This is a genomic window from Candidatus Rokuibacteriota bacterium (genome assembly GCA_016209385.1).
Classification (GTDB): domain Bacteria; phylum Methylomirabilota; class Methylomirabilia; order Rokubacteriales; family CSP1-6; genus JACQWB01.
In genome coordinates this window covers 1-11395 of sequence record JACQWB010000238.1, presented here as the reverse complement: position 1 = coordinate 11395, position 11395 = coordinate 1, and the positions used below count along the sequence as shown (strand labels likewise).

General features: G+C 68.8%; 13 protein-coding genes. 1 reads left to right on the top strand and 12 read right to left on the bottom strand.

Annotated features, from left to right (window positions below; genetic code table 11):
- Positions 1-38: 38 nt before the first annotated feature.
- The 12 genes from frr to HY726_17790 all read right to left on the bottom strand — a co-directional run bounded on the left by frr (position 39) and on the right by HY726_17790 (position 10452).
- Positions 39-593 carry a ribosome recycling factor gene (gene frr / locus HY726_17845; protein ID MBI4610858.1) on the bottom strand — a complete coding sequence of 185 codons (555 nt, stop codon included), beginning with the start codon at positions 591-593 and terminating at the stop codon, positions 39-41.
- A 6-nt stretch (positions 594-599) separates the two neighbouring features.
- Positions 600-1349, bottom strand: a complete 750-nt coding sequence (locus tag HY726_17840) for a UMP kinase (GenBank protein MBI4610857.1) — start codon at positions 1347-1349, stop codon at positions 600-602.
- Positions 1350-1500: 151 nt separating this feature from the next.
- Positions 1501-2049, bottom strand: a complete 549-nt coding sequence (locus tag HY726_17835) for an elongation factor Ts (GenBank protein MBI4610856.1) — start codon at positions 2047-2049, stop codon at positions 1501-1503.
- 73 nt (positions 2050-2122) lie between these two features.
- Positions 2123-2878, bottom strand: a complete 756-nt coding sequence (gene rpsB, locus HY726_17830; GenBank protein MBI4610855.1) for a 30S ribosomal protein S2 — start codon at positions 2876-2878, stop codon at positions 2123-2125.
- A gap of 168 nt (positions 2879-3046) precedes the next feature.
- Positions 3047-4252, bottom strand: coding sequence for a bifunctional glutamate N-acetyltransferase/amino-acid acetyltransferase ArgJ (gene argJ, locus HY726_17825; protein MBI4610854.1), 1206 nt, complete (start codon positions 4250-4252; stop codon positions 3047-3049).
- 269 nt (positions 4253-4521) lie between these two features.
- Entirely contained in the window at positions 4522-5571 is a 1050-nt protein-coding gene (locus HY726_17820; GenBank protein MBI4610853.1) for an N-acetyl-gamma-glutamyl-phosphate reductase, read from the bottom strand.
- An 18-nt stretch (positions 5572-5589) separates the two neighbouring features.
- On the bottom strand, positions 5590-5985 hold the full coding sequence (gene rpsI, locus HY726_17815) for a 30S ribosomal protein S9 (GenBank protein MBI4610852.1): 396 nt from the start codon (positions 5983-5985) through the stop codon (positions 5590-5592).
- 18 nt (positions 5986-6003) lie between these two features.
- A complete protein-coding gene (gene rplM, locus HY726_17810; GenBank protein MBI4610851.1) occupies positions 6004-6441 on the bottom strand; it encodes a 50S ribosomal protein L13 in 438 nt (145 codons plus the stop codon).
- A gap of 60 nt (positions 6442-6501) precedes the next feature.
- Positions 6502-7215 (bottom strand): endonuclease III, encoded by a 714-nt coding sequence (nth, locus tag HY726_17805; GenBank protein MBI4610850.1) that lies wholly within the window; start codon positions 7213-7215, stop codon positions 6502-6504.
- 13 nt (positions 7216-7228) lie between these two features.
- Positions 7229-8392: a pyridoxal phosphate-dependent aminotransferase gene (locus tag HY726_17800; protein MBI4610849.1), complete on the bottom strand. Its 1164-nt coding sequence runs from the start codon at positions 8390-8392 to the stop codon at positions 7229-7231.
- Between the two features lie 46 nt (positions 8393-8438).
- Positions 8439-9875 carry an NAD-dependent malic enzyme gene (locus tag HY726_17795; protein ID MBI4610848.1) on the bottom strand — a complete coding sequence of 479 codons (1437 nt, stop codon included), beginning with the start codon at positions 9873-9875 and terminating at the stop codon, positions 8439-8441.
- A 4-nt stretch (positions 9876-9879) separates the two neighbouring features.
- Entirely contained in the window at positions 9880-10452 is a 573-nt protein-coding gene (locus tag HY726_17790; GenBank protein ID MBI4610847.1) for a cob(I)yrinic acid a,c-diamide adenosyltransferase, read from the bottom strand.
- 136 nt (positions 10453-10588) lie between these two features.
- Between HY726_17790 and HY726_17785 the strand changes: the two genes are divergently transcribed.
- Positions 10589-11170, top strand: a complete 582-nt coding sequence (locus HY726_17785) for a YceI family protein (GenBank protein MBI4610846.1) — start codon at positions 10589-10591, stop codon at positions 11168-11170.
- The last annotated feature ends 225 nt before the right edge of the window (positions 11171-11395 follow it).

Below are 11395 nucleotides of genomic sequence, written 5' to 3'. Positions count from 1 at the left end.
GTCATGGTGCGATTATCTTACTCAAAAGGCCGGAGCGATCAACCGCCCAGGATCTCCTCCTCCTTCTTCTTCAGGAGCTCGTCCGCCCGCTGGATGAACTTGTCCGTGAGCTTCTGGACCTGCTCGAGGCCGCGTCGGCTGTCGTCTTCCGAGACCTTCTTTTCCTTCTCGAGGGCCTTGACCCGCTTGTTCGCCTCGTGCCTGATGTTGCGCACCGCGACGCGGCAGTCTTCGGCGAGCTTGCCGACGACCTTGGCGAGCTGCTTCCGGCGCTCCTCGGTCAGCGGCGGAATCGTCAAGCGAATGAGCTTCCCGTCGTTGGCCGGCGTGAGACCCAGGTCGGACTTCATGATGGCCTTCTCGATGGCGGGAAGCAGGGCGGGCTCCCACGGCTGGATCAGGAGCGTCTTGGGGTCGGGCACCGAGAGGGACGCCACCTGGTTGACCGGCGTCGGGGTCCCGTAGTAATCGACGCGGATCGCCTCCAGGATCCCCGTGCTGGCCCGGCCCGTCCGCAGCCCTGAGAACTCGCGGGCGAGCACGTCGAGAGCTCCCTGCATCCGCGTCTCCGCATCCTTGATCACCGCCTGCATGGGCCGTCATGCCCTCCGCGGTGGATCGTCGGCGGCGACGCGTGAGCCCACCGCCTCCCCCTTGACGATCCGCGCGATGTTGCCGCGCTCGGTGAGGTTGAAGATCACGATGGGCAGCTTGTTGTCCATGCAGAGCGAGATGGCCGTCGCGTCCATGACGGCGAGCCCCCGGTTCAGCACCTCGATGTAGCCCAGCCGGGGAATCAGCTCGGCGGCCGAGTCCTTCCGCGGATCCGCCGAGTACACGCCGTCCACCTTGGTCGCCTTGAGGATGACCTCGGCACCGATCTCCACGGCGCGGAGGGCGGCAGCCGTATCGGTCGTGAAGAAGGGGTTCCCGGTCCCGGCCGCGAAAATCACGACGCGCCCCTTCTCGAGGTGACGGATCGCCCGCCGACGGATGTACGGCTCGGACACGGCCCGCAACTCGATGGCAGAGAGGACCCGCGTCGGCGTCCCGGTTTTCTCCACGGCGTCTTGGAGCGCCAGCGCGTTGATCACCGTTGCCAGCATCCCCATGTAGTCGGCGGTGGCCCGCTCCATGCCGCCGGTCGAGGCCACCAGGCCGCGGAAGATGTTGCCCCCGCCGATGACGATGGCCACCTGGACGCCGAGCTCCGCCACCGCCTTGACTTCCCTCGCGACCCGGTCCAGCACGTCCGGGTCGATCCCGTACCCCTGCGCACCGGCGAGCGCCTCACCGGACAGCTTCAGCACGACGCGACGGTAGAGCGGAGGTGCGGAGCGATTCCCCACGCTACTCTCCCTCGCCGACGCGGAAGCGGGCGATCTCTCGGAGGGGGGCTTCGTCCCCCTTCCGAACCTCCCCCCCAGCTTGCGCGGACCGGGTACCCGCGAAGCGGGTGCGCGCTCGAACGTGCGGCACGCAGGAGCACCACGACATGCCTTAGTCTCCCTCGCCTACTCTGAAGCGGGCGAAGCGGCGGACCACGACGCGCTCGCCGACCCGGGCGCCCAACTGGCCTACCAGGTCCTTGACCTTGGTCTTCCCCGAAGCGTCCTTGATGAACGGCTGCTCGAGCAGGCACTGCTCGGTGTAGAACCGCTCCAGCTTGCCTTCCACGATCTTCTCGAGGACGTGGGCCGGCTTCTTCTGGTCCGCCATCTGGTGGCGGTAGATCTCTCGCTCCTTGTCCACGACCTCCCCCGGAACGTCCTCCCGCGCGACGTAGGTCGGGTTCGCGGCAGCCACCTGCATGGCGAGGTCCTTCACCAGCTCCTGGAAGCCGTCGGTGCGCGCGACAAAATCGGTCTCGCAGTCGATCTCGACCAGCACTCCGATCCTCCCGCCGGGATGGATGTAGGCCCCGACGAGGCCCTCGCGCGCCTGGTGGTGGGCCCGTTTGGCGGCGTCCGCCAGCCCCTTCTTCCGGAGAAATTCGACGGCCTTCTGGATGTCCCCCGCAGAGGCTTCCAGCGCGGCCTTGCAGTCCATCACGCCGGCCCCGGTGAGCTCCCGGAGCTCCTTCACCAACTCTGTCGGTCGAGGCACTCCGGGCGGTCCTCCGTCACACGCTCTCGGCGGGGGCCAGCTCGGCCTCGGTGGCCTCGGGAGCGGCCTCCTCCGGCTCTTCCTTGGCGAGCGTTCCTCTCCCTTCGATGATCGCGTCGGCGATGCGCGAGGTGATCAGGCGCACCGCGCGGATCGCGTCGTCGTTGCCCGGAATCGGATAGTCGATCCCTGTCGGGTCGCAGTTCGTATCGACGATGGCCACGATGGGGATCGCCAGCCGCTGAGCCTCGGCCACCGCGATCTTCTCCTTGCGGGGATCGACGACGAACACCGCCGCGGGCAACCGGTCAACCTCCTTGATCCCTGCCAGCGCTTTCTCGAGCTTCTGCCGCTCGCGCTCGAGCCCGAGCACCTCTTTCTTCGGGAGGCTCTCGTACTCCCCGCTGGCGCTCATCTCCTCGAGCTTCTTGAGCCGACCGATCGACTTGCGAATGGTGGCGAAGTTGGTCAGGGTCCCCCCCAGCCAGCGCCGGTTCACGTAGAACATGCCGCAGCGCGTGGCCTCCTCGTAGACGGTGTCCTGCGCCTGCTTCTTGGTCCCGACGAAGAGGACGGCCCCGCCGCCCGCGGCCAGGTCCCGGACGAAGGCGTAGGCCTCCCGGAACTTCTTCAGGGTCTTCTGGAGATCGATGATGTAGATGCCGTTCCGCTCCCCGAAGATGTACTTCTGCATCTTGGGGTTCCAGCGCTTGGTCTGGTGGCCGAAGTGGACCCCGGCCTCCAACAGTTCTTTCATCGTCAGGCTTGCCATGGCAGCTCTCCTTCGGTTTGCCTCCGCTCCCTACACCCCGTCACGGGGCACCGAACGCTGGGAGCGTGTATTATGCCGGAGGGGGTCCCCACCCCCTCCGGTTCCTCCCCCGGCGGGACACCCCGGTTCCGGGGGAAGCGACCAATTGGGCTCTCAGAGCCCGTTCCCTCACGTGGAGTACTTGGCGTTGATCCGGACGTACTCTTCCGAGAGGTCGCACGTCCAGACGGAATCCTGCCCCGATCCCAGGCCGAGGTCGATCTCGATCGTGTACTCGGCCCCCGCCATGATCTCGCGGATCCGGTCCAGCCTGGCGCCCGGCTTGAGCTGGCCACCGGTCACCAGGGCCTCGTCCCCGAGCGAGATCGCGACCCGGTCGGCGACAACGGTCGCCCGGGATTTCCCGAGCGCCATCATGATCCGCCCCCAGTTCGGGTCCTGGCCGTTGAGCGCGGTCTTGACCAGGAGCGAGTTGGCCACGGAACGCGCCGCATCCAGCGCCTCCCGCCGCGCCTTCGCACCGCGGACGCGGATCTCGACCAGCTTGGTCGCCCCCTCCCCGTCCTTGACGAGCATCCGCGCGAGCCGCTGGGCTACGGCCTCGACGCCCCGGGCGAGGGCCCGGAGGCCGCGACTCCCCCTCTCCAGCGGAGTGTTCTCCGCGAGCCCGTTCGCCAGGATCGCCACCGTGTCGCTCGTGGACTGGTCGCCGTCCACGGTGAGCCGATTGAAGGAGCGGTCGGCGGCGCGCCTCAGCACCGCCTGGAGCGCGTCCTGCGAGATCGCCGCGTCCGTCGCGAGGAAACAGAACATCGTAGCCAGGTGGGGCTCGATCATCCCCGAACCCTTCGCGATCCCGCCGATCGTCGCGGGTCGCCCCGCGACCTCGAGACGGAGCGCGGCCTCCTTCGGAACCGTATCGGTGGTGAGGATTCCTTCCGCCGCGAGCCGGCCGCCCTGCGGCGAGAGGGCCTTCACGAGCTTGGGCAACGCAGCCCGCACCCGCTCCATCGGAAGTGGCTGGCCGATGATCCCGGTGGACGCCACGAGCACCTGACGCGCGGGGATGCGCAGGAGATCGGCGACCAGGGCCGCCATCTCGCGTGCGTCCCGGACCCCCTCCTCCCCGGTGCAGGTGTTGGCGCAGCCGCTCGAGGCCAGGATCGCCTGGATCGTCCCCCCTGTGATGTGCTCCATGGAGACTTGGACCGGGGCGCCCTTCACCTGGTTGGTCGTGAAGACTGCCGCGGCCCGGGCGGGGACCGACGAGTAGATGAGGGCCAGGTCTCGCTTGCCACTCGCCTTGATCCCGCCGTGGATGCCGGACGCCAGGATCCCGGGGACCGCCGTGATCCCTCCCTCGAGCCACTCCATCTCAGCCATTACACTCGGAGGGGGGCCGGGTACCCACGGCCCTGCCGTGGGTGCGCCTTCGGCGCGGGTACCCGCCCCTTCCGATTCCTCCCCCATGCTGTTCGAGCGTGGCGGGTTCGGTCCTGCCGTGAGGCAGCGGGCACCCGCCGCAGGCGGGTCGCGCCGCGCGAGGCCCGAGTCAGCCGCGCGGGCCGGGTACCCGCGCTTTCAGCGCGGGTCCGCGCTCGAACAGGAAACGCGCAGCGGCCCAGGTATGTCCCGGCCATGGGCTAGGGGTACACCGGCGGCGCGTCCAGCCCCGTGCGCTCGTCCCACCCGAAGAGGATGTTGAGGTTCTGCACACCGTTGGCGGCCCCGCCCTTGCCCAGGTTGTCGAGGGCCGAGAGGCAGATCGCCCGCTGGGTCCGACGATCGGCGACCACCGCGACGTCGCAGAAGTTGGAGCCGAGTACGGCCCGCGTGGTCGGAAGCGTCTCCTCCGGCAGCACACGGACGAAGGGCTCGCCCGCGTAGAAGTCACGGTAGCAGGTGAGAAGCTCCCCTGTGGTCGCGGCTTTGGCGAGCCGCACGTACGCGGTGGTGTAGAGCCCCCGGTTCAGGGGCGTCAGGTGGGGGGTGAAGGCGACCATCAGCGGCACGCCGCCCAGGCCCGAGAGTTCCTGCTCGATCTCCGGGGTATGGCGGTGGGTGGTGACCCCGTAGGCCCAGAAGTTCTCGTTGAACTCGCTGTAGAGGTAGCGCGGGTCCACGGCGCGCCCCTGAGCCCCCACTCCCGTGACGCCCGACTTCGCATCGATCACGATGCCGTCGGAGCGCGCCAACCCAACCTTCAGGAGGGGTGCGATGGCCAGCACGGCCCCGGCGGGATAGCAGCCGGGGGAGGCCACCAGGCCGGCCCCCGCGATGGCTTTCCGGTGAAGCTCGGGAAGCCCGTAGACGGCCTCGGCCAGCCCTTCGGGATCGGTGTGGGGAGTCTTGTACCAGACGGTGTAGGCGCCGGCATCCTTCAGGCGATAGTCGGCGGAGAGGTCGATGACCTTCCGGCCTTTCCGGCGGAGCACCGGCACCGCCTTCTGCGACTCCATGTGGGGCAGCGCGAGGAAGACCAGGTCGGCCTCATCGGCGAGCCGCGCGGGCTCGAGCTGCTGGAAGGCGAGGTCGGCGAGGCCCCGTAGGTGAGGGAAGACCGCGTCGAGGCGCTCCCCGGATAGCCGCTCCGACGTGACCCCGACGAGCTCGACATTGGGGTGGACCAGGAGCAGGCGGAGCAGCTCCGCCCCCATGTACCCGCTGGCCCCAGCGACCGCGACCCTGACCATCAACCGCTCCCCGCGACACTACCGCTTCGAGTACTGGAACTGCTTTCGCGCGCCCGGCTGGCCATACTTCTTCCGCTCCCGCATCCGCGGATCCCGCGTCAGGAGCCCCGCGCGCTTGAGCGGCTGGCGCAGCTTGTCGTCGAACGACACCAGCGCCCGGGCGATCCCATGACGGACCGCGCCCGCCTGGCCGGCGATCCCGCCACCGCCCACGTTGACAGACACGTCGAACTGGTCGAGCGTGTTAGTGAGCTGGAGGGGCTGGCAGATGACCATCCGGAGCGTCTCCCGGGGGAAATACTCCTCGAACGGCCGGCGGTTCACCATGACGGCCCCCTGCCCGGGCTTGAGCCACACCCGGGCCACCGACGTCTTCCGCCGGCCCGTGCCGTAGTACTTCGTCAAGTCAGCCATGATTCCCCCTCTCGCGCGCTACCGGGTGGACAGCGGTAACGGTTCCGGCTTCTGCGCCGCATGCGGGTGCGCCGACCCCCGGTAGACCATGAGCTTCTTCGCCATGGCGCGGCCCAGGCGGTTCTTGGGCAGCATCCCCTGCACCGCCCACTCGATGACGCGCTCGGGGTGCGACCGCAACATCTTCGCGGCGGTGACCTCACGGAGGTGGCCGATGTAGCCCGTATGCCAGCGGTAGATCTTATCGCTGAGCTTCCGGCCGGTGAGGTGCACTTTCTCGGCGTTCACCACGACCACGTGATCGCCCACGTCCAGGTGGGGGGCGTAGTACGGCTTGTGCTTCCCCCGAAGAACTCTGGCCACCTGGGTCGCCAGCCGGCCGAGAACCTTGCCCTCGGCGTCCACCAGGTACCACTTCCGCACGATCGCGTTCGCCTTCGGCTGCGCAGTCGGCATCTCCGAAATCCTCGTGATTGCAGCGGATTAGACGCAGAAACGCTGGAAAAAACTACAAATTCAGAGTGTAACCGACCGGACGCGGATAGTCAACTTTCCCAGGTCTTGGGTAGTGCTGCAGGTCTTGCCAGTCTTGCCGGGCCAGGGGCAGAGGGCGCGGACAGGGCAGGCGGGGCAGGCCGGGGCCCGGGCCATACACACCCGGCGCCCGTGGGTAGTGAGCAGGTGCGAGAAGCCCGTCCACCTGGCCTCCGGGACCACCCGGCACAGCTGGTCGTGCACGACCTCAGGGTCGTTGGACCTGGCCAGCCCGAGGCGCTGGGAAACGCGAAACACATGGGTGTCCACGGCGATGGCCTGCTGACCGAAGGCGTTGCCCAAGACGACGTTGGCGGTCTTGCGGCCGACCCCCGGGAGCGCGACCAGCTCCTCGAGCGTTCGGGGCACTCGCCCCCGGTGCGTCGAAACCAGCTCGCGGGCCATGCCGACGATGGCGCGGGCCTTGGCCTTGTAGAAACCCGTGGAGTGAATCTCCGCCTCGAGCGTGAGCGGGTCGGCCCCGGCGTAGTCCGCCGCGTTCCGGTACTTCTTGAACAGGGACTTGGTCACCCGGTTGACGCGCTCGTCGGTGCACTGGGCGGCGAGGATCGTCGCCACCAGGAGCTCGAGGGGGTTCGAGGACTCCAGCGCGATCCGGGCGTCCGGGTACTCGCGCTCCAGAATCCGGATCAGCTTCCGCGCCCGCGCCTTCCTCGCCGCCAGCGACTCCGCCATGCTCCGCCCCCGCTCAGCGACCGACCCCGGCGAGGAAGCGGCCGATGCGCTCGAGGCCCTCGCGGATCCTCGAGAGCGAGTTGGCGAAGGAGAACCGGAGGTACCCCTCCGCGTTCCGACCGAAATCGATCCCGGGCGTCACGCCTACGTGCACCCGCTCGAGGATCTGGAAGGCGAACTCGTACGAGTTGCCCGTGAACCGCTTGGCGTTGGCCAGCACGTAGAACGCGCCGGTTGGCTCCCACCCCACGCCCAGTCCGATCTCGCGCAGGCCGGCGATCATCGCGCGGCGGCGCTCGTCGAAGATCGCCCGGAAGCGCGCCGCGTCCTCCGCGGCCTCCTTGAGCGCCGCCACGCCGGCCCACTGCACGAACTCGTTGGTGGAGATGAAGAAGTTCTGGTGCGCCTTCTGGAGCGTCCGGACGAAGGGCTTGGGCGCGATCAGGTAGCCGAGCCGCCACCCGGTCATGGCGAAGGTCTTGGAGAACCCGTTGAGCACGAAGGCGTGATCGGTGAACTCGAGGATCGAGTGCTCCGGCCCCACGTACGTCAGCCCGTGATAGATCTCGTCGGAGACGACCCACGGCCCCAGCTCGGCCACCCGGGCCATGCGATCGGGCGACAGCACGGTTCCCGTGGGGTTGGCCGGGGAGTTGACCATGATCGCCTTCACGCGCGGGGAGAGCCGCTCGCCGATGGCTTCGGTGCGGTACTGGAACCCGTCGTCCTCGTCCACGTTGACGTAGACCGGCTCGCCCTCCGCGCAGCGGATGAAGTTGGGGTAGCAGGCGTAGTGCGGGTCCGAGAGGATCACCTGGTCCCCGGGCTCCAGGAGGACCTCGAACAGGAGCAGCATGGCCGGGGACGTCCCGGCGGTCACCAGGATCTGGTCGGGCGAGACGTCGACACGGTAGCGCGTCCGGTAGTGCTCCGCGATCGCCTCCCGCAGCGGCAGGATGCCCTGGCTGTGGGTGTACTTGGTCCGTCCGTCCTTGATCGCCCGCTGGGCCGCTTCCTGGATCACCGGTGGCGTCTCGAAGTCGGGCTCGCCGAACTCCAGGTGGATCACGTCGGCGCCGCTCCGCTCGAGCTGCTGTGCCCGCTCGGCCACCTCGACGGCCAGGAACGGCTCGATCTGCTGGAGGCGGCGGGCGATGCGGGGAGGAACGGGCTCCATCGTCACCGCTCCTGACCGCGCGGCAAGGCGGGGGTGAGCATCGGGGCTAAAAGCGCGAGGGGACCTCGAAGCGCCGCACGCGGCGGGCCACGCCGGTCCGCTCCGCGGCCCGGGTCACCTCGAGAGCGATGGCGGGCGCCACCGCCTTGTTGAAGACGCTCGGGATGATGTACTCGGGCGAGCGCTCGCTCGGCCGCACACAGCCGGCCAGGGCCCGGGCAGCGGCGATCTTCATCTCGTCGTTCACCGTGCGGGCCCGGCAGTCCAGCAAGCCCCGGAAGAAGCCGGGGAAACAGAGCACGTTGTTGATCTGGTTCGGATAATCGGAGCGACCCGTCGCCATCACCGCGACGTGGCGCCCGGCCTCCTCGGGCTGGATCTCCGGGACCGGGTTGGCCATGGCGAAAACGATCGGGTCCCGGGCCATCTTCTTGACGTCCCTCACGGTGAGGACCCCGGGGACCGAGAGGCCGATGAAGACGTCAGCCCCCTCGACGGCGTCGCCGAGCCGCCCCTTGAGGTTCCGGGGGTTGGTGGCCTGCGCGACCCAGCGCTTCATGAAGTCCATGCCCACGGTGCGCCCGCGGAAGAGCGTGCCGTGCTCGTCCACCCCGACGATCTGTCTGATGCCGACCGAGAGGAGGAGCTTGATCGTCGCGGTCCCGGCCGCCCCCACGCCCGTGACCACCACCCTGAGCCGGCGCAGTTCCTTCCTGACGATCCGCGCCGCGTTCATGAGGGCCGCGAGCACCACGACGGCGGTGCCGTGCTGATCGTCGTGGAAGACCGGAACCTCGAGCTCCTTCCGGAGCCGCTCCTCGATCTCGAAGCAGCGCGGCGCAGAGATGTCCTCGAGGTTGATTCCGCCGAAGCCGGGAGCGATCAGCTTCACGGTCTCCACGATCTTGTCGGGATCCTTCGTGCCCAGGCACACGGGAAAGGCGTCCACGCCCCCGAACTCCTTGAAGAGGAGCGCCTTGCCTTCCATCACGGGGAGCGCCGCTTCGGGGCCGATGTCGCCCAGCCCGAGGACAGCCGTCCCGTCGGTGACGACCGCCACGGAGTTGCGTTTCATGGTCAGCGCGAAGGCCCGCTCGCGGTCCTCGTTGATGGCCAGGCAGACCCGGGCCACGCCGGGCGTGTACGCCATCGACAGATCGTCACGGGTCTTGATGGGCACCTTGTTGCGGATCTCAATCTTGCCGCCCAGGTGGAGCAGAAACGTCCGGTCCGAGATGTTGACGACCCGAACGCCGGGGAGCCGCCGGATCCGCTCGACGATGGACTGGCCGTGGACGCTGTCGCGGGCCTTGATCGTGATGTCCCGGACCACCCGTTCCCGGCTCGTCTCCACTAGGTCCACGGCGCCAATGTCGCCGCCGGCTTCGCCGATGGCCGACGTGACGTGGCCAAGCATGCCGGGGCGGTTGCGGATCTCCACGCGGACCGTGAGGCTGTAGCTCGCAGAGGGCGCGACGGCCACGGCTCTAACGCTCCGTCACGCGGCGCCCCTTCCACTGCACGGCGCCCTTGCCTTCGACCGCCTCCTGGTATCGCGCCAGGACGAAGAGGAGGTCAGCCAGGCGATTCACGTACTTCAGGACCTCGACGTTGTCGAGGAGGCGCGCCTCCCGCAGCTCGACGACGCGGCGCTCCCCCCGGCGGATCACGGCCCGGGCCCAGTCGAGCAGCGCGGGGATGTAGGACGAGGAGCCGGGGATGATGAAGGCCCGGGGGAGTTCGATCTTGCTCAGGCGCTGGTCGATGAGCGCCTCGAGCCGGGCGGTGTGCTCGGGCGTGATCTGGCTGACGCCCAGCCGGTCCCGATCCTCCGGCGCGGTGGCGAGCTCAGCGGAGAGGAGGAACAGGTCCTCCTGGATGCTGTGGATGACCGCGCGGAACTCTTCGTCCTGGGCTGCGGCGCGCGCCACGCCCAGGACCGAGCACGCCTCGTCCAGCGTCCCGTAGGCCTCCGGTCGCGGATCCGACTTCGAGACCCGCTGTCCCCCGAAAAGGCTGGTCTGCCCGTCGTCGCCCTTCTTGGTGTAAATCTTGACCATATCGGGCGTTCCTCACGATAAAGCCCGCCCCCCCGAGTGTCAACGAAAATCCCGGTCCCGGCGCGCTGGACGCAGACGCGCCGGTGGCCGGCTGCGCATTGACGCTCATCCGGCGACGTGGTATGTCACGACGAAGATGCGTCCCTGCCTGCTCGTCGCGGTGGTGCTGCTGAGCCTGACGGTTTCACCCGGCCGCGCGGAACCGACGGTTTACACGATCGTCCCGAGCCGGAGCCAAGTCGGCTTCGACGCCGCTTACCCCCTCGGGGACTTTTCCGGGAGCAGCGACGACGTCGCGGGCGAGTTCACCCTCGACCCGGCAAACCTCGGCGTGGGCGCAGTCGGCAGCGTCACCGTCAACCCCGCGACGCTGAAGACCGGGCTCAGCGGGCGGGATCGCGACCTGCGCACCGCCATGGCGGTCGAGAAGTACCCCGAGATCCGTTTCACCCTCGGCGCGGTCCAGGCCTCGTTCCCGTCCCTGGCCGAGCGCCCCGACACCGCGCTGACGATCACCGGCACGCTCATCATCCACGGTGTCGCGCGACCCGCGACGCTCACCGGGCGGGCGCGAATCGTGGAGGGACGCCTCTGGGTCCGGGGCGAGGGCGCGTTGAAGATGACGGACTTCGGGATCACGCCGCCCCGCAAGTTCTTCCTGTCGGTCAAGGACGAGGTGCGGGTGAGCTTCGACGTGCTCCTGGCCCCGCGCGAGTAGGGCAATCGGAGGGGGACACCCACGGCTTCGCCGTGGGTACCCGGGCCCCCTCCGAGGCCTCCCCCAGGAATGGTGGTTCGAGCCGAGGGGCTGCCGACGCGCCGCTGGCGTGGCAGTTCGAGCCGAGGCGCTTGGGCGCAGGCAGCTACATCGCCTGCGCCAGCGGCGAGGCGAGACCCGAGTAAGTAAGAGCCACGAGGCGAGGCCCGAGTGGTGGTTCGAGCC